The following is a 24883-nucleotide window of genomic DNA, read 5'->3' as shown; positions in this document are numbered from 1 at the left end:
ATAAAAGATAATAACCAGCATGGCAAAAAATAAAAACTTAATTTATATTGCAATTTCATTAGTAGTATTTATAGTTTTAGCATTTTTATATTCCACTCCTGTATTTTCAGGGAAACAGCTTTTCCAGCATGATATTGTACAGTACAGAGGAGGAGCAAAAGAACTGCTTGACTACAGAGCCAATACCGGAAATGAAACCTATTGGAGTGACTCCATGTTTGGGGGAATGCCGACTTATCAGATGGGAAGCCAGTTCAAAGGTGATATCATCAAAAAAATAGACAGCAATCTGAATTTCCTGCCAAGGCCGGTTAATTATCTCTTCCTGCTGTTTGCAGGTTTTTTCCTTTTGGGAATGGTAGTGGTCAGAAACTGGAAATATGCTCTTTTGGGAGCTACTTTCTTCGGACTTTCCACCTATTTTTATATCATTATTGCAGCCGGACATAATGGTAAAGTAAATACCATTGAATATTTCGCACCGCTGTTAGCCGGAATTTTACTGGTGTATATCAGGAAACAATACATCTGGGGGTTCATTGTCACTACCCTTTTTATGGGTCTTCAAATTGCTGCAAACCACCCACAAATGACCTATTATCTGTTCATTGCGTTAGGATTCTTATTCCTTTCTGAATTGATCAGAGCCATCCAGAAAAAGACACCGATGAAGCACTTCCTTATTTCATCAGGGATTATCGCAGCGTCATGTGTTATCGGGGTTGGAATGAATTCACAAAGAATCATGGCCAATTCAGAATATGTAAAAGAAACGGTTCGTGGAAAGCAGATTTTAAATAACGACAGCCATACTTCAGGAAAATCCGGAATGGACAAAGAAAGTATGCTGATGTGGAGCTACGGGCAACTGGAAACTTTAAACCTTTTTATTCCAAGATTAATGGGAGGCGGAAGCCAGGAACCTGAAGGAAAAGAAATCATGAACAGAGTTCAGGAGCTGGTGCAGGAAAATGTAGGTTCACAGGCTGAAATGGACAGAATTTCCAAAGGTTTTAGCGGGGTTACTTACTGGGGAGACCAGCCGGGAACTTCAGGACCTGCCTATCAGGGAGCAATTGTTTGTTTTCTTGCTTTATTAGGATTCTTTTTTGCCTCGAAAAAATACCGTTACTGGATTTTAGGAGCTTCCATTCTGACTATTTTACTGGCCTGGGGAAGTAACTTTATGCCATTATCGGATTTCTTTATCGATTATGTACCGTTCTATAATAAATTCAGAGCTCCTTCTTCAATCTTAGTGGTAGTAGAGTTATTATTCCCATTAATTGCCATTTTGGGATTATACAGATTCTTTACAGATGAAAAGTTGACTGAAGAGTATAAGCAGAAAATTCTGATGTATGTAGGAGGTGGAACGTTAGGATTTTTATTGATTCTTTTAATCTTTGGAAAATCATTGTTAGGTTTTGCTACAGAAAACGAGAAAACCTACTTCCCTCCTTTCCTGCTTGATTATCTTGTAGATGAAAGATATAAATTATTCAGAATAGATGCCATAAAAGCATTCATTTATGTAGCGATTACTGCGGCAGCTCTATTCTTAACTTTAAAGAAAAAGCTTAATCAGAATATTGCTTTGGTAGTGATTGGGCTTGTAAGTTTATTTGATCTTTGGTCGGTAAACAAACGTTACTTAAACGATGAAAACTATGTTGATAAAATCTTCGCTGAAAATCCTTTCCAGACTGAAAGTTCAGACCTGTTGGCTGAAAAAGTGCAGGGAAATCCAAATCTTGAATCTATTTTATCCAATGTCAACATCAACAAAACATTGGAGACTATTGCTGAGAAAGACAAAACACACTACAGAATTTACAACCAGACATTAGGAGTTACCAGCGAAACCAATACCTCTTATTTTAAGGCTTCCATCGGCGGTTATCACGCTGTAAAATTAAGAAGATATGACGATGTACTGAATGAATACATCAATAGTATTGATAGTATAAAAACACCTAATGTATTAAACCTGTTGAATACCAAATACATGGTTTTCGGAGGTCCTGAGCAGCCACAGGTTGTTCCTAATCCTAAAGCTAATGGCAATGCATGGTTTGTAAGCGATTTAAAATTTGTAGATACTCCTAATCAGGAAATAAAAGCGATCGGGACTATTGACAACAAGAAAACAGCTGTCATTGCTTCATCTGACAAATCATATTTTGATAACAAACCTGTTCAGGCAGATTCTACAGCATTTATCACTCTTACGAAATATCAGCCTAACGAACTTGAATTTAAATCTCAGTCGAAAACACCTCAATTGGCCGTATTCTCTGAAGTTTATTATCCTCATGGATGGAAAGTGTTAGTAGATGAGAAAGAAGTTCCTTATATCAAAGCAGATTATTTGCTTCGTGCCGTACATGTTCCAGCAGGAAACCACCATATCAGAATGGTTTTTGAACCTGAAGTGATTGAAAAAGGAAAATGGCTTTCTCTTTTTTCATTCGGATTATTTATCCTGTTGGCTGCATTTGGGCTTTTCTGGATGAATAAGAACAAGAAAAAAGAGATTGTAGCTGAACAGAATGCTTAAACAATATAAATAGTGTTGCGCAATGAGATTCTTCACTGCGCTACGCTTGGTTCAGAATGACAAAGACCATTAAGTAAAAAATGGAACAGAAGAAAATATTGATTATCACCTATTACTGGCCTCCTGCGGGAGGTCCTGGTGTTCAAAGATGGCTGAAGTTTGCAAAATATCTACCTGATTTTGGTTGGAAACCGATCATCTATACTCCGGAAAATCCAAGCTATCCATTGCTGGACGAAACACTGATGAAAGATATTCCGGAAAATATCGAGATGGTAAGAACCAAAATCTGGGAACCTTATCAGCTTGCTGAAAAACTGAATAAGAGCAATAAAAAATTCAAAGCCGGACAATTTGATGTAGGCAAAAACCAAAGTTGGAAATCTAAACTTTCAATTTGGGTAAGAGGTAATTTTTTCATTCCTGATGCCAGAGTTTTTTGGGTAAAACCATCCGTTACATTTCTGGAAAAATACCTGAAAGAAAATAAAATAGACACCATCGTTACTTCCGGTCCGCCACACTCTCTGCATCTGATTGGTTTAGGGCTTAAAAATAAAATGCCGGACCTGAAATGGGTTGCTGATTTCCGTGATCCATGGACAGAGATTTCCTACTACAAACATCTGAAATTAACTAAAAGTTCAGATAAAAAACACCGGCAGCTGGAAAGTGCTGTATTTAAGAATGCAGACATCACTTTGGCTACAAGTTACACTGATGCTGAAAACTTCAGAAAGGCCGGAGCTAATGCATTTTGTATTACGAATGGATTTGATGAAAGCGATTCAAGCAAAAAAGCAGTTGAAAATAAAAATTCACAAATTGAAAAAGCATTTACGCTAAGCTATATCGGAGTTTTGGAACAGCTGAGAAACCCTGAAAATCTTTGGAAAGCACTCGACGAACTGGTGAAAGAAAATGCTGAATTTGCGGCTGATTTTAAGTTGAAATTTGTAGGACGAATAGATGATAAAGTCCTCCACTCCATTGAAAATTCAAGTCTGAAAAATCATATTCTGAATCTTGGATATCTTGCCCATGGGAAAGCTGTTGAAGAAATGCAAAACTCGGATATGCTTCTTATTACCAATTTCCCGAACGAAGCTTCAAAAGGAATTATCCCCGGAAAAATATTTGAATATCTGGCTTCAGGAAAGCAGATTCTATCTTTCGGTCCGGACAAAGCGGATGTCGCAAAAATTCTGGAAGAAACGCAGGCAGGAAAACATTTCAGTTATCAGGATACAGAAAACATTAAAAAGTTTATTCTTGAAAAATATGAACTGTGGAAAAATGACAGCCTTATTGAAAATACCCAGCATATTGAACAGTTTTCAAGAAAAAATCTTACTCAACAGCTGACTGAAGTTTTGAAATAAAAAAGAAAGGAAGTTAGAGGCTGGAAGTTTATTCCAGTCGCTAACTTCTAACTTCTATATTGTCCACTGGTCATTCACAACGGCAATCAGATAGTATTTACCCTCAAATTCTTCAAATACGAAACGAACCGTTTTCCAATCCATATTACCGGATTTTTCGGTTCCTTTGATATAATTTTCCGTGAAATCAGCTTTAGGATAAATCTCTTTTAAATTATTCAGGGAATTACCTCCTCCGATAAATTTATTCACTGAATATTGTGAAGCTGTAAAGTCTTTAGAAAAAACCCATTTGCCAAGATAATCGTTGATGGTTGCTTTATAAGGATCTCCTGAACCATCCTGTTTCCCCCATGTAAACAAGGTTTTAGTAGGCTGGTATTTTTCAAAATCTGCTTTAGAAAAATGTTTATCTTCTTTCAGATTAACAAAAGCATACATTGAAAAACGGATCCCTTTTTGCGGGTGAATGAAGGAGGCAAAAGCAGTATAATCTTTATCTTTCAGTGCTTTCAAGACCTCATCATTAGCCAGCTTTAAAGCGGCTTCTTTATCCGCATGGGTCTGAACCGTACCTGCAGTGTCTGTTTTATTTTGTGCAATAGAATCTATTTCGTTCGGAACAGGTTTCCCGGCCTCTTTTTTACAGGCTGTAACAAGGCTCAAAACGAATACCGCGATCAGTAATTTTTTCATATTTTACATTTTGCAATAGGTAAAAACACCAAAACTGATGCCAAGCGATACATAATCTAAAGAGATAAAGACGATGAAGATTAAGAGGTTTCGGCTTCTCATTTTAAAAATTACATCGTACATTTGTTAGATGGAAATGTTGGATATTCTGATTATCGGGGCCGGACCCATCGGTTTGAACTGCGCCCTTGAAGCTCAAAAAAACAATCTTAGTCATGTAATCATAGAAAAGGGAACTATTGTCAATTCATTGTACAATTATCCTTTGTACATGCGTTTTTTCTCCACTGCTGAAAAGCTGGAAATTGATGAGATTCCCTTTATTTCTACTGCTCCAAAACCTGGAAGGCAGGAAGCTCTGGAATACTATCAGGGAATTGCCAGACAAAAAAGCCTGAATATTAACCTGTATGAAAAAGTTCTGAGCGTTTCAAAGAAGGATGAGATATTTGAGATCAAAACCACCAAAGCAAATTATCAGGCTAAAAATGTAGTCATCGCTACGGGGTTTTATGATATTCCTAACCTGATGAATATTCCCGGTGAAGACCTTCCTAAAGTTAAGCATTATTATACGGAACCTTACCCTTACGCAAAGCAGAAAATTGTGGTGGTAGGCTCCAGTAATTCTGCTGTAGATGCAGCCCTGGAAACGTACAGAAAAGGAGCTGATGTAACGATGATTGTCCGTCATGCTGAGATTTCCAAAAGTGTAAAATATTGGGTAAAACCAGACATTGAAAACAGAATTGCAGAGGGCAGTATTAAAGCTCATTTTAATGCAGAAATGATCGAAATTAAAGAAAATTCTGTTGTTTTTAAAGATGAAAACGGAGCTATTCATGAAATTGACAATGATTTTGTACTGGCCATGACAGGCTATCTTCCTGATTTTGATTTTCTGAAAAATTCAGGAATAGAACTCAATGGAGACTGCCTGAATCCTTTTTACCATCCTGAAACCATGGAAACCAATATTTCCAACCTCTATCTTGCCGGTGTGGTATGCGGAGGAAAAGATACTCACCTTTGGTTCATTGAAAATTCAAGGATTCATGCCAATATGATTATTAATTCGATTCTTTCCAGATCTTCATCGTAAATGATTACAGATATTAAAAAAAGTTTCGGGCAATTTCTACGAAATTGCCCGAAACTTTTTGCTTTTAATCAAAAGCGCTATATCATCTCTTTTTCTACCTTATTTTTATCCTTAAGCATCCATGGAACGATAAAATAAAAACCAATAGCGATAACTGCCGCCAGAACTCCTGTTCCGATCCATAATGTATTGAAACCTAATTTTTCTGCTATCAGTGTTCCTATATAAGGTGTTACAATAAACGCAATGGAAAATGACATTCCGTTCAGTCCCATGTAAGCGCCTTTATTGTTCTCTCCCGAACGTAATGCCGTAATCGTTGACATAAAAGGAAGTGTCCATATTTCTCCCACGCAAAGCAATGTCATAGACAGCACAAGGGTAATCAGACTGTAATCGAAAGCGAGCATGGCATAGGAAATACCACACAGGAAAGTCCCGATCAGCATAGTAAAAGCTAAAGTAAAATACTTCTCAGCAATCTGTACCAGTCCCATTTCGAGCAGTACAATCAGAAAACCGCTGTATCCCAGAATATATCCGATATTCTGCTGGCTCAGATGAGCTGTATCCTTATAAAATATCGTCAGGGTACTGAACAGCTGGAAGAAACATATGGAAAACAGCATACAGAATACACAATAAATAAGGAATTTACTGTCGCGGTAGGGTGAACTTTCTTTTTTAATAATAATAGCTTCTTTTACCTTTTTTGCTTTCAGTTTAGCTAATCGTGCCCGGTTTTTAAAGAACCAGATATACATCAATCCCGCCAGCAAAGCAGCCAGTGCATTACTGAAAAACAGAAATTCATAAGAAATAGCCGACAAAATACCACCCAGTGCAGGACCAATGGAAAACCCAAGATTGACGGCCATACGATTGAGCGAGAAAGCACGGGTAATATTTTCAGGTTTTGCATATTTAGTAATCGCCACCGAGTTTGCGGGACGGAACGTTTCACTTACAATACTTTGGGCTAAAATAATTCCTGCCAATCCGGCTTCTGTTGTAAAAAGCGGAATCAAGCAGAATAAAGGAACGCTGAGCAGCAAACTCAGACTCTGCACCCTGTACTCTCCTATTTTATCCGTAATCATACCTCCAAGCCATGATCCGATAACCGAACCTATTCCAAAAAAGCTCAGTACAATTCCGGAATTTTCAATACTGAAATGCAAATGATTCGTCATATAAACTCCCAGAAACGGAAGTACCATAGAGCCGGCCCTGTTGATGAGCATTACCAACGCCAGCATCCAACTCTCCTGCGAGAGTCCTTTGAAAGAACTCGTATATACGTTAATTAATCTCACAATAATATTTTGGGGAAATTTGACAGTGCAAAATTAGATAAAAATAACCCAAAAGTCTTTGTTTAAACCCTATTTTTATCAATAACCTTCAACAGACAATTAACTTTATCTTAAAAAACAGTTTTATCTGCTATATAAAAACAATAAACTTTTATAAAAATCGTAAATTGCAGTAACAACAGATGCTTTTATACTAAATTCACTTAGAAACATAATAAAATTTTAACCAATACTGAAGAATGATAACCTACGAAAATTTACATGATACGCTATCTTTTTACAGTATTGACTGCTGCCAATCCTATTACATTTCTTCCGGAAAACCCATTTTTGAATTTCCAAAAGCTCCTTTCAGAATGGATTATTATGCACTATGTATCTGTACTGCCGGAGAAATCAATATTGAAATAGACCGTCAGAAATACAAAGTAGATGCTGACAGCTTTCTTATTGCAGCACCTTCTACCATTGTGAAATTTGGAAAAACCAGTGATGATTTTACGATGAAACTGCTGTTCTTCGACAAGAACTTTCTGATTAAAAATATTTCCAATCCTTTTATCATTGAGAAAATGAATCTTTTCTCCAAAGGCTCATACAGTATTGTAAAAACTACGGCAACAAATTCTTCACTTCTGCAAAATCTTCTGGATTACCTCGATAAAAAATCGAAAAAGCAGGGAAAATTTACAGAGGAGATTATCCGTACCATTATTTTCAATCTTCTGCTCGAGACTGCTGAGATTATGGAACAGGAAAATGCTGCAAATCCGGAAAAGGAAGAAGGAAAAAAAGACCTTTATCTCAAATTCAGTAAACTGATCCGTGAAAACATCACCCGGGAAAGAACGGTTCAGTTTTATGCGGATCAACTGCATGTTTCCAATAAATACCTCATCGAAATCATTAAGAAATCAAGCGGAAAAACACCTCATGAAGTGATTGATGAAGCATTACTGAAGGAAGCGTATGTCATGCTTGGAAACCCTGAAATCACCATATCGGAGATCGCCTTTGAGCTTCAGTTTAACTCAGCATCAGCTTTCGGCCGTTTCTTTAAAAAACATACGGCACTTTCCCCTTCGGAGTACAGAACTAAAGAAAATATTCAGTCATGAGAATTTGGGGATAATAATTCTGAACTTGGGGATATATATCGCTTTCTGAATAGAGGTACCTTTATACTGTTAATTAAAAACAATAAAAGATGAGTACGATCAATTCAAAATTCGATAAAGTTTTAAATGCCTCTGAGCAGTTTGGAAATGTAAACCACGAACCGGATTCAAGCAAAGAAGTTCAGATTAACACTCCTGAAAAGACGATGCCTTTTTCCGACCAGATCGGAAACTACCAGCGTAATAAAGGCATCCCTTTACAATCTTACGAAAACAGTAAAATCTATATTGTTGGAAGCGGAATTGCCGGCATGTCGGCAGCATATTATTTTATCCGTGATGGCCGTGTACCCGGAAAAAATATTATTTTCCTCGACCAGCTGAATGTGGAAGGCGGATCTTTGGATGGAGCTGGTAACGCAAAAGACGGTTACATCATCCGTGGAGGTAGAGAAATGGATATGACTTATGAAAATCTATGGGATATGTTCCAGGATATTCCGGCTTTGGAACTGCCTGCTCCTTATAGTGTATTGGATGAATACCGTCTTGTTAATGACAACGACCCGAATTACTCTAAAGCAAGATTGATCCACAATCAAGGACAGATCAAGGATTTTAGCAAATTCGGACTTGAGAAAAAAGATCAGCTGGCGATTGTAAAACTATTGCTTAAGAAAAAAGAAGAACTGGATGATCTTACAATTGAAGATTATTTTTCTCAATCTTTCCTCAACAGTAATTTCTGGTTCTTCTGGCGTTCTATGTTTGCCTTCGAAAACTGGCACAGCTTACTGGAACTGAAACTGTATATGCACAGATTCCTTCACGCCATTGACGGAATGAAAGACTTCTCATGTCTGGTATTCCCCAAATATAACCAGTACGACACGTATGTAACTCCATTAAAAAACTTCCTGGTGGAAAAAGGGGTGCAGATCCAGTTTAATACTTTGGTAAAAGATCTTGATATTCATATTAATACGGAAGGAAAAACTGTAGAAGGAATTATCACTGAACAAAATGGCAAAGAAGTAAGAATACCGGTTGGTAAAGACGACTACGTTATTGTAACTACCGGATCTATGACAGAAAGTACGTTCTACGGTGACAACAATACCGTTCCTGAGGTTACGATAGACAACAGCAGTGCAGGACAAAGTGCAGGATGGAAGCTTTGGAAAAATCTTGCTGCAAAATCTGAAGTATTCGGAAAACCTGAAAAATTCTGTAGCCACATTGAAAAATCTTCATGGGAGTCTGCTACCTTAACCTGCCGTCCTTCTGCTTTCACAGAGAAACTCAAAGAACTGTGTGTAAATGATCCTTATTCAGGAAGAACAGCCACAGGAGGTATTATTACCATTACAGATTCTAATTGGGTAATGAGTTTTACCTGCAACAGGCAACCGCACTTCCCTACTCAGCCGGATGACATCCTTGTAGTTTGGGTATATGCTTTACTGATGGATAAAGAAGGTAATTATATCAAAAAAACAATGCCTCAGTGCACCGGAAACGAGATTCTTGCTGAGCTTTGCTACCACCTTGGAATAGCAGATCAGCTGGATAATGTCACTGAAAATACCATTGTACGTACTGCATTCATGCCATATATCACGTCTATGTTTATGCCTAGAGCGATGGGAGACCGTCCGAGAGTGGTTCCTGAAGGATGTACCAACTTAGGTCTTGTAGGACAGTTTGTAGAAACCAATAACGATGTTGTCTTCACTATGGAAAGCTCTGTGAGAACTGCGAGAATAGCTGTTTACAGCCTTCTTAATCTTAACAAACAAGTGCCGGATATCAATCCGTTACAATATGACATCCGACATTTATTAAAAGCGACTCAGGCTTTGAATGACTATAAACCTTTCTTAGGAGAAGGGATTTTAAGAAAAATATTAAAAGGAACTTATTTTGAACACATCCTTGTAAACCGTCCGGAAGAAAAAGAAGAACATGAATCTTTCTTAACCAGATTTCAGGAATGGGTAAAAGGAGTAAAAGACTAAAAATAAATCTCATGGATTTTAAAAATATAACGATAGCGGGAAGCGGCGTATTGGGATATCAGATCGCTTTCCAAACGGCCTATCACGGTTTTAACGTTACCGTATATGATATCAATGATGAAGTATTGGAAAAAGCCAAAGGTAAATTCACCGCTTTAAGTGAAGCTTACAAAAAAGATCTCAGCGCAACGCAGGAACAACTTGATGCTACATTCAAAAATATCAGCTATTCATCTGATCTTGCTGAAGCAGTAAAGGATGCCGATCTTCTGATAGAAGCTGTTCCAGAAGATCCAGCCATCAAAACGGAATTCTATCATAAACTGGCTCAGGTAGCACCTGAAAAAACAGTATTTGCAACGAATTCTTCTACTCTTCTTCCAAGTCAGTTTGCTGAGGCTACAGGAAGACCGGAGAAATTTGTAGCCCTCCATTTTGCCAATGAAATCTGGAAGCATAATACCGGAGAGGTAATGCGTCATCCGGGAACTTCTCAGCAGGTATTTGATTCTGTGATCAGATTTGCGAAAGCAATTGGAATGGTAGCACTGCCTATCCAGAAGGAACAACCCGGGTATATTGTCAATTCATTATTGGTTCCGCTGCTTGGCGCTGCAGTCAATCTATGGGTTGATGAAGTATCAGATATAGAAACGATTGACAAGACATGGATGGTAGCTACCGGAGCACCAGCAGGGCCATTTGGTATTCTGGATATTGTAGGAATTACGACGGCTTATAATATCAATAAGATGGAAGCTGAAGAAACTCAGGATCCACTAAAGATAAAAGCTGTAGAAAAATTAAAAAAAGAATATATTGATAAAGGAAAACTGGGAGTATTGACCGGGGAAGGATTTTATAAATATCCAAATCCCGCCTATCAGGACAAGGATTTCCTGAAGTAGGATCTTAAATTTCAGATTTTTAGCTATTAAAATAAATCAGGACTTCAATGCAAGTCCTGATTTTTTCTTATCAATTATTCTTAAGATTAATTCTGATTTAATTTTGTCTGTTGGAATTCGCAGGCGCAAGTTTATTTTTTAACCCGTTTTTAAGACGCAAAGATTTTATCTACGATAAAATTGATATTTGTTGATCCCTGGAGCTTAGAACATTTATCAATTAATTAGTATAACACATGCCGGAAATCTTCGATTTCCTCGCGTCTTAAAAATATTCAGAATGAATGAATTTCTTTGCGCCGTTGCGTATTCCAACAAAAACAACGAAAAGCAGGACTTCATTTGAAGTCCTGCTTTTTGTTTTATGATCTATTCCTGAAAGTTATTCAGGTTTATAAGAATCTTTCAATGTTACTGTTCTGTTGAATACCAAGGTATCTTCAGTAGAATCCTGATCTTTTGTAAAATATCCGATTCTCTGGAACTGTAATGGTTCTCCTACAGCAACTTCTTTCAGGCTCGGTTCAGCAAATCCTTTCACTGTAGTTACAGACTCAGGATTGATGAAGTTCAAGAAGTCTACATCTTTTTCCGCATCAGGCTGTTCCACTGTAAACAGTTGGTTGTAGATTCTTACTTCTACAGGAATAGCATGTTTTGCAGATACCCAATGTAAAGTTCCTTTTACTTTTCTTAAACTTTCCTCTGTTCCGCTTCCTGACTTACTCTTCTCATCATACGTAGCGTAGATCGTTGTAATCTCACCATTTTCATCCTTCTCCACTCTTTCAGCTTTGATGATGTAAGCAGACTTCAAACGAACTTCTCCTCCTAATTTAAGTCTGAAGAATTTATTGTTAGCTTCTTCCTTGAAGTCTTCACGTTCAATATAGATTTCTCTTGAGAATGGTACTTCTCTTGTCCCTGCATCTTCCTGTTCAGGATTATTCTCAGTTTCTAACCATTCTTCCTTATCTTCCGGATAGTTTTCGATCACTAATTTCACTGGATCTACTACTGCCATCACACGCTTGGCAACCTTATTCAGGTCTTCACGCACGCAGAAATCAAGCAACTGAATTTCAATAAGGTTTTCTCTTTTCGCAACCCCTACTTTTTCAATAAAGTTTCTGATAGAAGCCGGAGTAAATCCTTTTCTTCTCATCCCAGAGATAGTAGGCATTCTAGGATCATCCCATCCGGTTACGACCCCTTCAGCAACCAGTCTCTGCAGCTTTCTTTTGGAAGTAATCATATAGGAAACATTCATCCTTGCAAATTCTCTCTGCTTGTTTTTAACCTTTCCTTCTTCATACACCTGGTCAAGATACCAGTTGTACAACGGTCTGTGATTTTCAAACTCCAGAGAACAAAGGGAATGTGAAACCTGTTCGATATAATCGGATTCACCATGAGCCCAGTCGTACATAGGATAAATTTTCCAGGCTGTACCTGTTCTGTGGTGAGGTTTATTCAAAATTCTGTACATCACCGGGTCACGCATATTCATGTTAGGCGAAACCATGTCGATTTTTGCACGAAGAGACATCGAACCGCTTTCAAACTCTCCGTTTTTCATCCTTTCGAATAAATCTAACGATTCTTCAACAGGACGGTTTCTGTATGGAGATTCAATTCCCGGCTCTGCAGGATTTTTTCTTTGCTCGGTAATCACTTCAGAAGGCTGCTCATCTACATAAGCTTTTCCTTCTTTAATTAACTGAACTGCCCAATCGTAAAGCTGCTGGAAGTAATCGGATGCATACAAAACTTTATCCCATTTGAAACCCAGCCATTCAACGTCTTTCATAATAGAGTCTACGAATTCCTGTTCTTCTTTTTCAGGGTTCGTATCGTCGAAACGAAGGTTTACTGGAGCATTGTATTTTTCGCCCAGCCCAAAATTGATGCAGATGGCTTTTGTATGCCCTACATGCAGGTAACCATTAGGTTCAGGCGGAAAACGGAAACGAATCTGCTCTCTTTTCAGACCGTTTGCCAGATCATCTTCTATAATTTGCTCAATAAAATTGAGTGATTTTTTTTCTTCTTCCATTAAAGTAGCTTTTATTTTTTAGCAAAAAAAGTTTCACAAAGTTACGGAAAAATAAGCTTTTGTAAAAGTGGTAATTTAAATGCCTTACCTGTTGTATTTCAATATTTTTCACTAATTTCGGAAAGCTAATACCATTTTAACCATTAACCGTTATGGCTGTTTATATCTTAAGTAACCGGAAAATTATCCGGCATAAAGGTGAAAGAGTAGACTCTTTTTCCAATGAAGAATACTCGATTCCTAATTTCAGAATCGCCAGGTGCGATTTTGAGAACTATAAGGAGCCTTCAGCACAAATCAAAAAGAAAAAGGATTATACCAACAGAAATATTTTAAATTACAAGCTTTTTTCTGAACCCGAAAAACAGGGTTATGAAGAAGTTCTGGAGGTATTGCTGAGCGAAAAAGGAATTAAAAAATCCTCTCTAACAACCAATAATCTTGGCGGAACCCAAAGAATGTTTTATGAACTGTACAAAAACATGTCTTCCACCAAAGACAGAAGTGATGTAATGATATTCATCCATGGTTATTTATATGATTTTGATGATGAATTAAAAGCTATACTTGACCTTAAAAAAATATTTATTGATAATCCGGCATCGCCTGTAGAGCATATTTTATTTGTGAGCTGGCCCGCCTCCGGCAGTATAATTCCGTTGAGTTATTTTGATGATAAAGCTTCCAGCATCAATTCGGGAACATCTTTGATGAGATTGTTCTATTTCTATACTCAATTTTTAAAAGATATTTTTTCCAACCGGGATCTTGCTCCCTGCAATCAAAGAATACATCTTGTAGCTCACTCTATGGGAAACAGAGTGCTTCAAAGTATGTTATACAGCCTTAAAAGGGAAAATATCCTTCGTGTTATCGACCAGGTTCTCCTGTTAAATGCTGATGTGAGCTATAAAGTATTTGAAGATGCTGAGGATTCATTTAATAAGCTGCCCTTACTGGCTAACAGGATTTCTATTTACTTAAACAGACAGGATATTATTCTGGCGGCTTCTCAGTTTACGAAAAATATTCTCACCCCAAGGCTGGGTAAAAATGGTCCGAGCGGTATTGATCAATATAAAGATATTGTGTCTGTCATCGACTGTACCTTTGTAAAAGATGATCTGCTTAACAATTTTAAATATGAAGCAGGAAACCATTGGGGATATCTTTCCAGTTCGCAGGTACAGCATGATATTTTCCAAAATTTATATGGAATTGACAGAAATCTTATTTCCAACAGGTCTAAAGATAATGAAAACATTTTCACAATTTTTTCTTAACAAATAATTAAAATAATCTCCAAAAAATGAATTATACGTTAAAAATCAGCTAAAAAATATCAGTATGGCACAATGATTGCTAATTCATTTGTTAGGGAATTACAATTTTTAATTATGGGACAGATTAAAAAAAGGTTTTCTAATATATTAAACTATATAAAGAAAGCCATTTTCGTAAAAGATGTGATTTAATTGAGTAACAACCTCTAAATCAACAAAATATTCGATCTATAACTGCCAGGTCCTCCTACAGACCGGATTAAAAAAAATTCAAATATTCTGAACAGGAAGGGATTGCAGGTGAAAAACTGAAACCAACCAAATCCATATTCAATACTATCTAAATATTCGTGGAATTATTACATATCTCCTTGAATTATTAATAATTCAAGGAGATATGTAATAAAAAAAAGAGGAAAATAAAAAAGTCAAAGGGGGAAGACCACCTCTTGGGTGCAACAACTGGGATCCGGCAGCGATGTGCTGCAGAGCATGGGCACCTGACTACTGTGGGCAAACTACATGTCCGGATTCACCTCCACCATTATGCTAATTAACTTTTTCAGTTATATTTTGAACCAAAGCAGCTCATTTCTGAGTTCTAAAACGGATTCAAAATTATTGACAAATAAAGCTCCAGTGCCTAAACCTTGAGGCATTGGATTTTTTTTGGTAAAAGTATACTGAGCAATGGCATTCAATCCAATATTACTTTCTAATGCTGAAGTAATCCACCAGCTTATATTCTGATTTTCTGCAAGGGAAATCCATTCATCAGAACCTGAAAAACCTCCTACTAATGCAGGTTTCAAGATAATACATTGCGGCTTGATTGTTTCCAAAAGCTGTTTCTTCTTTTCAGAATCTATCATTCCGATCAGTTCTTCATCCAATGCAATCGGAGTAGGTGTTTTTTCACATAACTCAGCCATTTCATCCCAATTTCCGGCCTTGATAGGCTGCTCAATGGAATGGATATGAAGATCAGCAAGCTGCTGTAAAACCATCACCGCCTCGTTTTTACTGAAACCTCCATTGGCATCCACACGCAGTTCCAACTGATCTTTGGAAAACTTTTCTCTTAATTTCTGAAGAATAATATGCTCAGATTTCCAATCCACACCTATTTTTAATTTGATACAGTGAAAGCCTTTTTCCAGTTTTTCCTGAATCTGTTCTTCCATATACGTTGCGTCGCCCATCCATATCAGACCGTTGATGGTAATGGCAGACTTTCCTTCAGTAAATTCACTTGGAAAATATAGGCTGCCTCCATATTTTAGATTCTGAATGGCCTGTTCATATCCAAACCAGATTGAAGGAAACTCTTTCAGTTCCTGCTTCAAAAAAACGCTGTCCTGATTAATATTTTCACAAAGCCACTTCAGTTTTTCTTCATAATCAGGTCTGTCATCAAAACTCAGCCCTCTGAAAACAGCACATTCCCCTACTCCTTTTCTTCCCTCTTTGGAAATTGTCAGAATGAAGGTCTCTTTATCAAGCAAAACGCCGCGAGATGTTCCACTCGGGCGCTTAAATTGTAATAAATATTGTACGTAAGTTGCTTCCATTATTTTACGCTGTCGATACGCATAAACTCTTCTGCTTTTTCCACCATGTCGATACTTCCACAGAAGAAAGGAATTCTCTGGTGAAGTTCTGTAGGTTCTATCTCCAAAATTCTTCTGAATCCGTCAGTTGCTTTTCCTCCGGCCTGCTCTGCAAGGAATGCCATTGGGTTACATTCGTATAACAACCTTAGTTTACCATTCGGAGCCTGTGAATAAGAAGGATAAATATAAATTCCCCCTTTCAGCATATTCCTGTGGAAATCCGCTACTAAAGAACCTATATATCTTGAAGTGTAAGGACGGTCACCTTCTTCCATCTGGCAGTATTTAAGGTAATTTTTTACCCCCTGAGGAAATTTGATATAATTTCCTTCGTTGATAGAATAGATTTTACCTGTTTTTGGGAAAGTCATATTAGGATGGGAAAGATAATATGTTCCTAGAGACGGATCTAATGTAAATCCGTTTACTCCATTACCAGTTGTATAAACAATCATGGTAGATGAACCGTAAATAACATATCCCGCAGCAATCTGATTGATACCTTTCTGTAAAAAGTCCTCCAGCTGTACCGGAGTTCCAGGTTCTGTAACTCTTCTGTAGATGGAGAAAATAGTTCCCACAGAAACATTTACATCAATATTGGAAGATCCGTCCAAAGGATCAATCAGTACAACATATTTACTTAAATGTCCGTTTTCACCGCATTTGATATCAATAAAATCATCATTTTCTTCAGAAGCAATACCACAAACAACCTCTCTCTGAGACAAAGCCGTAATAAAAATTTCGTTAGCGATTACATCAAGTTTCTGCTGTTCTTCTCCTTGGATGTTCTGGTTTCCTGCAGCTCCTGTTATATCTACAATTCCGGCCTTATTTACTTCTCTGTTTACCACTTTCGAAGCCAATCTTATTGCACTTAGAAGACGAGAAAATTCACCTGTAGAATACTGAAAATCGTCCTGTTTATCTATAAGAAATTCTCCTAAAGTCTGTAATGGTTGATTTGACATATTTTTCTTTTTACGTTTTGCCCAAATTTCGGAAAATTTATCGCATTGAGAAAATTAAATTAAAAAAGAGATTAGTTACTGTATTTCAGAAAGATACAAACAAAACTTAACATTACCCAACCCATTTATTGAAAATTATGCCTCCGAATTTGCTGTTTCATGCTTATAAAAATTTGAGATTATTTCATGAATTGTTGATTTTAAGGAAATCTTAATTCTATCTCCGCATAAGGCTATTTCATATCTCGTTGTAAATTTATAATTTTGACGTCCGTAAAAAACTCATGTAATTTTTTATCTAACAATTTTATTTTTAACAATTTAATGAAAATTTTCAAGTTTGGTGGAGCATCGGTAAAAGATGCTGACAGTGTAAAAAACGTGTCCATGGTTCTAAAAAGCCAGGGATTTGCCAAATGCTTGCTGGTGATTTCAGCAATGGGTAAAACGACAAATGAGTTGGAAAAAGTTGTAGAACTTTATTTCAAAAAAGATAATTATCAAACTGAGATTGAAAAGATAAAACGAAAGCACATTGAGATTGCGGAAGGACTTTTCCCTGAAAATCATGCGGTTTTTGCGGAAATCAATCTTTTCTTTGATGATATTGATTCTTTTTTACGAAGAAATAAATCTCCCAACTACAACTTCGTATACGATCAGGTGGTAAGCTGTGGAGAAATGATCTCTACTAAAATCGTGAGTGAATACCTGAATGAGATCCAATTTACAAATCAGTGGCTGGATGCCAGGGATTATATAAAAACGGATAATTCATACCGGGAAGGTACGGTAGACTGGACAAGAACGGAAGAATTTATTTCCCATCTTAATCCTGAAATCTGCTATGTAACTCAGGGATTCATCGGTTCTGACGACAACAATTTTACGGTAACATTAGGAAGAGAGGGCTCCGACTACTCCGCCGCCATTTTTGCTTACTGCTTAAATGCTGAAGCAATGACGATATGGAAAGATGTTCCGGGAGTAATGACCGGAGATCCGAGAAAGTTCAGTGATGTAACCCTTCTTTCCAATATTTCTTATGAGGAAGCTATAGAAATGGCTTATTATGGTGCCAGTGTAATTCACCCTAAAACATTACAGCCGTTACAGCAAAAAAACATTCCTTTTTATGTAAAATCTTTTGTAGAGCCTACCAAAGAAGGAACAAAAGTGGGTGCTTCTGATAAAAATCAACAGGAAGAATCTTATATTCTGAAAGAAAATCAGGATCTTTTGAAAATCTCTACAAGAGATTTCTCTTTCATTGCAGAAGATCACATGAGCCTTATTTTTGGATATTTATCCAAATACAAAATTAAAGTTTCCCTTATGCAGAATTCTGCTATCTCTCTGGCACTGTGCCTTGAGGATAAATTTAATCATATTGATGAGCTCAATGAAGAGCTTCAAAAAATTTTTAAAACCGAAGCAATTAAAAATGTATCTTTATTCACAGTAAGAAATGCGAAGAAGGATCACATTGATAAATTTTACCATGAAAAAAATGTATTATTGGAACAAATCTCCAAGAATACTCTTCAAATGGTAACACAATAATATTAATTGCGACTAAACACACATGAGTTTAATTTCGAAAAACGATCTGATCAAAGCTTCCGGCTTAAATAAAATTGGGTTTCTCAAGAACCCGGTAGCATCTGCTGTGATGAGCATTGCTAAAATAAACGAAGTAAATAAATTATACGATAAATTAAAAGACAAGGAAGGCAAAGACTTTTTCGACTCATTTGTGAGAGAAAGAAACCTAAGCTATGTAGCTTTTGAAGAGGATCTGGCAAAGATTCCGAAAACGGGACCGTTTATTCTCGTTTCCAATCACCCGCTGGGTGCTATTGACGGTATTCTGATGTGCAAGATCCTGACAGAGGTTCGTCCGGATTTCAAGGTAATGGGGAATTTCCTTTTGGAAAAGATCAAACCTATGGAGCCGTATGTAATCGCTGTAAATCCTTTTGAAAACAGAAAAGAAGCTTACAGCAGCTCTTCGGGAATGCGTGAAACCCTCAAGCATTTACAAAACGGAGGCTGTGTAGGTATTTTTCCGGCAGGAGAAGTTTCCAACAAAAACAATCCTTACGGAGAGATTTTAGATAAAGATTGGGAAAAGACGGCACTTAAGCTTATCAGAATGGCTAAAGTGCCGGTAGTTCCTATGTATTTCCATGCCAAGAACAGCAGACTTTTTTATCAGGTAGCCAAGCTTCACCCGAATTTACAAACTCTTATGCTTCCTGCAGAAATGATGAATGACAGGGAAAAACCTATCAGAATCAGAATCGGACGTCCTATTACCGTAAAGGCAATGGACGACATGGAAACGATTGAGGAATTGGGAGAGTTTCTGAAACGTAAGGTGTATATGATGAAATCTTACTATGAAAAAAGAAAATCCCTTGCTCAAAGCATTAACCTTCAGAATTTATCTGTCAAATTTCCTTTACTCAAGGAGGAAAATATTGTTCAGAATATCATTGATGAAACACCTCTGGAAGACATTATCAAAGATGTTGATAAACTGAGAGGAACTGATAAAATGCTTTTCAGTAACGGAAATTATGAGATCTACTTTACGACTTACGAAGAAATCCCTTCTATTATGAGGGAAATCGGACGTCAGAGAGAGCTTACTTTCCGTGCAGTAGGTGAGGGAAGTAATCTTCCATTTGACCTTGATGAGTATGACAAACATTACCACCATCTTTTCCTATGGGATAACGGTGAGAAAAAACTGGCTGGTGCTTACAGAATGGCATTGGGTAGAGAGGTAATGAAGAAATACGGCATCAAAGGCTTCTATACAAGCTCTTTATTTGAGTTTGAACAGGACATTCATCCTTTCTTCAAAAAAGTGATTGAAATGGGTCGTGCTTACATCTGCCAGGAATATCAGCAGAAACCTCTTCCACTCTTCCTTTTATGGAGAGGGATTGTGCATGTATGTCTGAGAAATCCTGATCATAAATTCCTTATGGGTGGCGTGAGTATTTCGAACAAGTTCTCTGAGTTCTCAAAATCGCTGATGATTGAGTTTATGCGTTCCAATTATTTTGATTCTGCAGTAGCTCAGTATATCACTCCAAGGAATGAATATAAAGTAAAGCTTCGTGACAGAGATAAAAACATTTTCTTTGAGGAAATGGAGTCTGATTTGAATAAGCTGGACAAGATTATTGATGATCTTGAACCTGAATTGAGACTTCCTGTTCTGATCAAAAAATACATTAAACAAAATGCTAAAGTAATTGCTTTCAACGTAGATCCAAACTTCAACGATGCGATCGATGGATTGATGTATATCCGAATCAGTGATCTTCCGGAAAACACGATTAAACCGGTATTGGAAGAGATGAGTGAACAGATCAGAAAAGAGCAGGAAAATAATCCGACTGATAATCAGTAAGTTTTTAACTTTATTTAAAAAAAGTACGATGAATACTTGCTTTGTATACTAAAACTTACTACTTTTGCATCACTTTAAAACAACGAAGTAAGTCAAACAAAAATATAATGGTTTCTTAGCTCAGTTGGTAGAGCAATGGATTGAAAATCCATGTGTCCCTGGTTCGATTCCTGGAGAAACCACTTTAAAACCTCTGATTAGTCAGAGGTTTTTTTGTTTTTATGGAGTAATGATCAAGCACAATTATTAGGGCTATACAAAAAGTTTAGTTAATCTGTCCGATATATTCTGCCAACAGCTGTAGGTAGAGAAATTCCCACACAAAATATGGGAATTTCCATCTGTAGCTTCCAAAGTATTTATCAAAATTCGATTTCAATACCTGCATTTTTGTGATAAAATTCTTTCTTTTAAAGGACATGAACTGTTTTTAGAACTTCCATCTTACAAAAGCTTCCATGGCAGCATAGGTAGCAAGTCCCATTTTATGGTAGGTCTCTGCCGTTTCTCTGTTTCTTTCTTCTGCTCTCTGCCAGAATTCTCTCGTATCTGTCCCTTGAAATACTACTCCATCTTTTTGAGATTGATGTTTGAAAATCCCATAGCGTTTTTCCAAAATTTGATCCGGACTTAATGGTACTGCCATTTCTATTTCTTCTATAGACCATTCTTTCCATGCTCCTCTGTATAGCCATAACCAACAATCTTTCATGTATTCCTTGGATTTTAAATTTTTAACAGATTCAAAAACAGCATCCAGACACACTTTATGTGTTCCATGAGGATCTGCTAAATCACCTGCCGCATATATCTGATGTGGTTTTACGCTATCTATAATATCTGTTACAATTTCTATATCCTCTGTACTCAATGGTTTTTTTTCTATTCTGCCTGTTTCATAGAATGGCATTTCCAAAAAATGAATATGGGTGTCTGGTATTCCCACGTAATAACAAGTAGATCTTGCTTCCCCTTTTCTTATTAAGCCTTTTATATGTCTTACTTCAGGAATATCTATATCACTGTTTCTCTTATTTTGCAAAAATTTGATGGCTTTGTCAAAAATCTTTTGCGCTGCATTATTTTCGATGCCAAACATTTCATTGTAATCACACACAAAATTGGCAAACCGCAATGCTTCAGAATCTGCTACGGCTATGTTACCGGAAGTTTGATAAGCTACATGAACTTCATGCCCCTGTTGGTGCAGCCGTATGAAAGTTCCGCCCATACTGATAATATCGTCATCCGGATGCGGACTGAATATCAAGATTCTTTTCTTGGCGGGGGCTTTCCTTTCTGGCCTGTTACTGTCATCTGCTCCCGGCTTACCTCCCGGCCAACCCGTTATGGTGTGTTGTAATTTATTGAAAATCTCGATATTGATATTATAAGCAGGACCTTTGTCTGCTAACAAATCGCTCATTCCGTTTTCTATATAGTCAGAATCGGTAAGCTTTAATATAGGTTTCTCTATTTTTTGGGCTAATCCCAAAACTGCTTTTCGGGTTAATGCATCAGTCCATTCTATTTTTTCTACCAGCCATGGCGTATTAATTCGGGTAAGTTTATGAGCTGCTGCCTGATCCAATACAAAAGTTGCGTTTTTATGTTCCTGCAAATAAGAAGCCGGCACCAGGTTGGTAACAGGACCTTCTACAGACTCTTTGATGATATTTGATTTAGATTCACCCCACGCTAATAGTATTACTCTTTTCGCCTCCATTATTTTCTTCACTCCCAATGTAATAGCTGTTCTGGGGGTATTTGACAGCCCCAAAAACTCATTGCTTGCTGCTACTCTTGTGATATGATCTAAAGCTACAAGACGGGTTTTGGAATTTTGTAGGGAGCCCGATTCATTAAACCCGATATGACCATTACCGCCAATACCCAGAATCTGCAAATCTATCCCACCTAAGGCTTCTATTTTAAGTTCGTACTCTGTACAGTAATCTGCTATTTCCTCTTTAGATAATGTTCCGTCAGGAATGTGATAGTTTTCAGGAAGAATATCTACTTTATCAAACAACAGTTCTTTCATAAAACGAACATAACTATGTACGGAATCCGGTTCCATAGGATAATATTCGTCAAGGTTGAAAGCAATTACGTTTTTGAAACTCAATGCTTCTTCTCTGTGCATGCGTACCAATTCAGCGTATAAGCTCTTGGGTGAGGAGCCGGTAGCCAAACCTAAAATGCAGGGTTGTTTTTGAGACTGCTTTACACGGATAAGGTCTGAAACCTCTTTTGCTACGGATTTTGAAGCTGAAAGTGAATCCGTGAAAATAACCGTTTCTATCTTTTCAAATCTTTTTTCAAATCCTGTAGAAGAATCTATTGTGCTTTTTAACATAGTAATTTGGTTTTGGAAAGTGATAAAATTAAATTATATATAGAACTTGTATTTCTAATTTCAATAAAAAAAACAAATAAAAGAGATACTTCATATATACATCATATCATTATATAATTAATTATCAATACTTTAAAGTTAAAAAGATAAAGTCTATTTGTGGCGTTCGGAAGATTGGCAATATCTATTTATATGGAGTTCAACTGTATTCTCAAACTGTTTCCGGTAGAAATCATAGGTACATTCAAAGCAAAAATGTTCGGGAAGTTCACAAAATGATTAAAATTTCAGTTTAGTAATCAACTCCATTATTACGATACATAACAAACTCTTTATCACATTTATCCAAAAAGCTAACGTATAAAAAATGTGATTGAGAATCTGAGTCAATGATTCTTCCAAAAATATTTTTGATTTTTTTATTAAAATCTTCAGTACCAAGAGTATTATAGCCATTTGAATTTAATAATTCATGAGCTACTATGGCTGTTGCTTCCAATTCTTTAGTCTCAAATTGAATTTTTGGTAGTCCTGCACCAATAGTGTAGGTTGATCCCTGTTTAAGTTTTTTTTAAGACATTTTCGACGATACTATCACTCTTATATTTTGTACCAATAATAGAATGGATATCTTTTTTTTCTTGCCCGTTATTATTACCACTAACGAATAGTAGAGATACCATCAAAACATTTAGTATTTTCATCGTATAAATTTGTGTTTCACAATTAAAAAGAAGCACACCCATTTCTGACTGTGCTTGATATATTATTTTTTAGGATGTTGTTTTCGCCATTCTGTAATATTCATAGGTCGGTTATCCGGGCCGCAAGTACTATTGTACTCACATTCTTCGACAAAATATTCATCATAGTCTGCATTATCCCACCATTCTTTAAATTTTGGAAGGTTGAAATAATTATTTTTCTGTAGAATATCTACTTCTTCCTGATCTAAAAAGAATCTTAACCTTCCCATCATCTTAGAGTTATCTCCATATCCAGAAACAAATCTTTTGTCATACTTATATTGTTCAGCAAAATAAACAATATTCGCTAGTATTTTAACTTTATCTTCCTTTGAAACACCCGTTTCTTTGTTATTAAAATCAGCAAAATATTCAATATATCCTTTGATATAATCAAGTAAAAATCTATTTTCATTTGACATATCGTTTGTTATATCCGGAGTATAAATCTCTTGTAAAATTTTAAAAGTATTAGCATGTATTTTTACTGTTTCATCACATTGCTTTACCCAAAACAAATTCCCATAATCAGACGGATCTTTTTTATCAAACTTTGTTCTTTCAATAACCCACTTCAATAAATCCATATCCTGAGTGTAGCCAAAAGTTTTTACTAAAGCCTCCATAAAATATGAATCATTAAGAGTAAGCCATTTATAACAAGCTTTATTATCATTGAACAGATAGAGGTTGCGGGCAAGAATTGTTTTAATATTTCTTTCACGAATCTCTTTTAAATCTGTAAAATCTTTCCAGTAATATATTTTCACCTCTACTGCATGATTATTATTCTCAGCATCTTTTTCAAACTGAAATAATTCAGGATTTTTAGTATAATCCATTATTTCAGGAATACTGTATAAATCTGAAATGAAAGATCCATTCTTAAAAATATAAGTACTATATGGATTTACATCGATACTGTTTGAATTTTTATACAATTTCAGGTCCTTCGAACATTTATCTTCAAAATTGATATGTAAATACTTTGACTCTGATTTAGGATCAATTACTCTTTTGAAGATCATATTAATTTTAGTAATGAATTCTTCTGCACTTGGTTTTTTATATCCATTATCATCTAATTCTTTTGCTATAACAGATTCTGTAGCTTGTAAATCTTTCAATGCAAAGTTATAGGTTGGATAATCCGTCTCACTTTTCTCTCCACTTACACCAGCTGCCAATTGTGATTTCAGAACGGATAAAAATGAGATATCGGGATTTACAGCTGTATTTTGGGAGTGAAAATTATTTAACAACAATACCGCCAGGAAAAATAAAATTCTTTTTATCATCGTTGTGTTTTTAATAAAAGCAAAGTT

General features: G+C 36.4%; 18 protein-coding genes and 1 tRNA gene. 10 read left to right on the top strand and 9 right to left on the bottom strand.

Annotation, left to right across the window (positions count from 1 at the left end; translation table 11 throughout):
- Positions 1 to 19: 19 nt before the first annotated feature.
- Entirely contained in the window at positions 20 to 2560 is a 2541-nt protein-coding gene (locus tag JNG87_RS13910; RefSeq protein WP_202838929.1) for a YfhO family protein, read from the top strand.
- An 80-nt stretch (positions 2561 to 2640) separates the two neighbouring features.
- Positions 2641 to 3942 (top strand): glycosyltransferase family 4 protein, encoded by a 1302-nt coding sequence (locus JNG87_RS13905; RefSeq protein ID WP_137905740.1) that lies wholly within the window; start codon positions 2641 to 2643, stop codon positions 3940 to 3942.
- 54 nt (positions 3943 to 3996) lie between these two features.
- Here the strand turns inward: JNG87_RS13905 and JNG87_RS13900 are convergent, their stop codons facing one another.
- Positions 3997 to 4638: a hypothetical protein gene (locus tag JNG87_RS13900; RefSeq protein WP_202838928.1), complete on the bottom strand. Its 642-nt coding sequence runs from the start codon at positions 4636 to 4638 to the stop codon at positions 3997 to 3999.
- A gap of 130 nt (positions 4639 to 4768) precedes the next feature.
- Here JNG87_RS13900 and JNG87_RS13895 point away from each other — a divergent pair, with 130 nt between their 5' ends.
- Positions 4769 to 5740 (top strand): YpdA family putative bacillithiol disulfide reductase, encoded by a 972-nt coding sequence (locus tag JNG87_RS13895; RefSeq protein WP_137905742.1) that lies wholly within the window; start codon positions 4769 to 4771, stop codon positions 5738 to 5740.
- 77 nt (positions 5741 to 5817) lie between these two features.
- Here the strand turns inward: JNG87_RS13895 and JNG87_RS13890 are convergent, their stop codons facing one another.
- The gene (locus tag JNG87_RS13890) at positions 5818 to 6999 is read right to left on the bottom strand and encodes an MFS transporter (RefSeq protein ID WP_110010204.1); all 1182 of its coding nucleotides are present in this window, start codon (positions 6997 to 6999) and stop codon (positions 5818 to 5820) included.
- A 296-nt stretch (positions 7000 to 7295) separates the two neighbouring features.
- Between JNG87_RS13890 and JNG87_RS13885 the strand changes: the two genes are divergently transcribed.
- The 3 genes from JNG87_RS13885 (at position 7296) to JNG87_RS13875 (ending at position 11100) form a co-directional block, all read left to right on the top strand.
- Positions 7296 to 8174 (top strand): AraC family transcriptional regulator, encoded by an 879-nt coding sequence (locus JNG87_RS13885; protein WP_120231945.1) that lies wholly within the window; start codon positions 7296 to 7298, stop codon positions 8172 to 8174.
- A gap of 89 nt (positions 8175 to 8263) precedes the next feature.
- On the top strand, positions 8264 to 10192 hold the full coding sequence (locus tag JNG87_RS13880) for an oleate hydratase (RefSeq protein ID WP_202838927.1): 1929 nt from the start codon (positions 8264 to 8266) through the stop codon (positions 10190 to 10192).
- Positions 10193 to 10203: 11 nt separating this feature from the next.
- Positions 10204 to 11100: a 3-hydroxyacyl-CoA dehydrogenase gene (locus JNG87_RS13875; protein ID WP_202838926.1), complete on the top strand. Its 897-nt coding sequence runs from the start codon at positions 10204 to 10206 to the stop codon at positions 11098 to 11100.
- A gap of 382 nt (positions 11101 to 11482) precedes the next feature.
- On the opposite strand, the gene JNG87_RS13870 is transcribed toward JNG87_RS13875, so the two are convergent.
- Positions 11483 to 13156, bottom strand: coding sequence for a glutamine--tRNA ligase/YqeY domain fusion protein (locus JNG87_RS13870; protein ID WP_110010149.1), 1674 nt, complete (start codon positions 13154 to 13156; stop codon positions 11483 to 11485).
- Between the two features lie 152 nt (positions 13157 to 13308).
- On the opposite strand from JNG87_RS13870, the gene JNG87_RS13865 reads away from it, so the two are divergent.
- Complete coding sequence (locus tag JNG87_RS13865) at positions 13309 to 14439, top strand: alpha/beta hydrolase (protein ID WP_202838925.1); 1131 nt, start codon at positions 13309 to 13311, stop codon at positions 14437 to 14439.
- A gap of 566 nt (positions 14440 to 15005) precedes the next feature.
- Here JNG87_RS13865 and menC read toward each other — a convergent pair.
- Positions 15006 to 16010, bottom strand: a complete 1005-nt coding sequence (gene menC / locus JNG87_RS13860; RefSeq protein WP_202838924.1) for an o-succinylbenzoate synthase — start codon at positions 16008 to 16010, stop codon at positions 15006 to 15008.
- Entirely contained in the window at positions 16010 to 17026 is a 1017-nt protein-coding gene (gene fbp, locus JNG87_RS13855; RefSeq protein ID WP_110010152.1) for a class 1 fructose-bisphosphatase, read from the bottom strand. Before fbp ends, menC begins: the two co-directional genes overlap by 1 nt.
- 324 nt (positions 17027 to 17350) lie before the next feature.
- Here fbp and JNG87_RS13850 point away from each other — a divergent pair, with 324 nt between their 5' ends.
- The 3 genes from JNG87_RS13850 to JNG87_RS13840 all read left to right on the top strand — a co-directional run bounded on the left by JNG87_RS13850 (position 17351) and on the right by JNG87_RS13840 (position 20635).
- Entirely contained in the window at positions 17351 to 18589 is a 1239-nt protein-coding gene (locus JNG87_RS13850; protein ID WP_202838923.1) for an aspartate kinase, read from the top strand.
- A gap of 22 nt (positions 18590 to 18611) precedes the next feature.
- Positions 18612 to 20453 carry a lysophospholipid acyltransferase family protein gene (locus JNG87_RS13845; RefSeq protein WP_202838922.1) on the top strand — a complete coding sequence of 614 codons (1842 nt, stop codon included), beginning with the start codon at positions 18612 to 18614 and terminating at the stop codon, positions 20451 to 20453.
- A 109-nt stretch (positions 20454 to 20562) separates the two neighbouring features.
- Positions 20563 to 20635: transfer RNA gene (locus JNG87_RS13840), tRNA-Phe, on the top strand.
- Between the two features lie 83 nt (positions 20636 to 20718).
- On the opposite strand, the gene JNG87_RS13835 is transcribed toward JNG87_RS13840, so the two are convergent.
- The 4 genes from JNG87_RS13835 to JNG87_RS21705 form a co-directional block, all read right to left on the bottom strand.
- On the bottom strand, positions 20719 to 20874 hold the full coding sequence (locus JNG87_RS13835; RefSeq protein WP_202838921.1) for a hypothetical protein: 156 nt from the start codon (positions 20872 to 20874) through the stop codon (positions 20719 to 20721).
- Positions 20875 to 20883: 9 nt separating this feature from the next.
- The gene (nagB, locus tag JNG87_RS13830) at positions 20884 to 22812 is read right to left on the bottom strand and encodes a glucosamine-6-phosphate deaminase (protein ID WP_202838920.1); all 1929 of its coding nucleotides are present in this window, start codon (positions 22810 to 22812) and stop codon (positions 20884 to 20886) included.
- A gap of 292 nt (positions 22813 to 23104) precedes the next feature.
- Positions 23105 to 23311, bottom strand: a complete 207-nt coding sequence (locus JNG87_RS13825; RefSeq protein ID WP_202838919.1) for a hypothetical protein — start codon at positions 23309 to 23311, stop codon at positions 23105 to 23107.
- Positions 23312 to 23578: 267 nt separating this feature from the next.
- Positions 23579 to 24856, bottom strand: a complete 1278-nt coding sequence (locus JNG87_RS21705) for a hypothetical protein (protein ID WP_238349594.1) — start codon at positions 24854 to 24856, stop codon at positions 23579 to 23581.
- Between the last annotated feature and the right edge of the window lie 27 nt (positions 24857 to 24883).

This window comes from Chryseobacterium cucumeris, assembly GCF_016775705.1.
GTDB classification, from domain to species: domain Bacteria; phylum Bacteroidota; class Bacteroidia; order Flavobacteriales; family Weeksellaceae; genus Chryseobacterium; species Chryseobacterium cupriresistens.
This window is presented reverse-complemented; position numbering and strand designations above follow the sequence as displayed.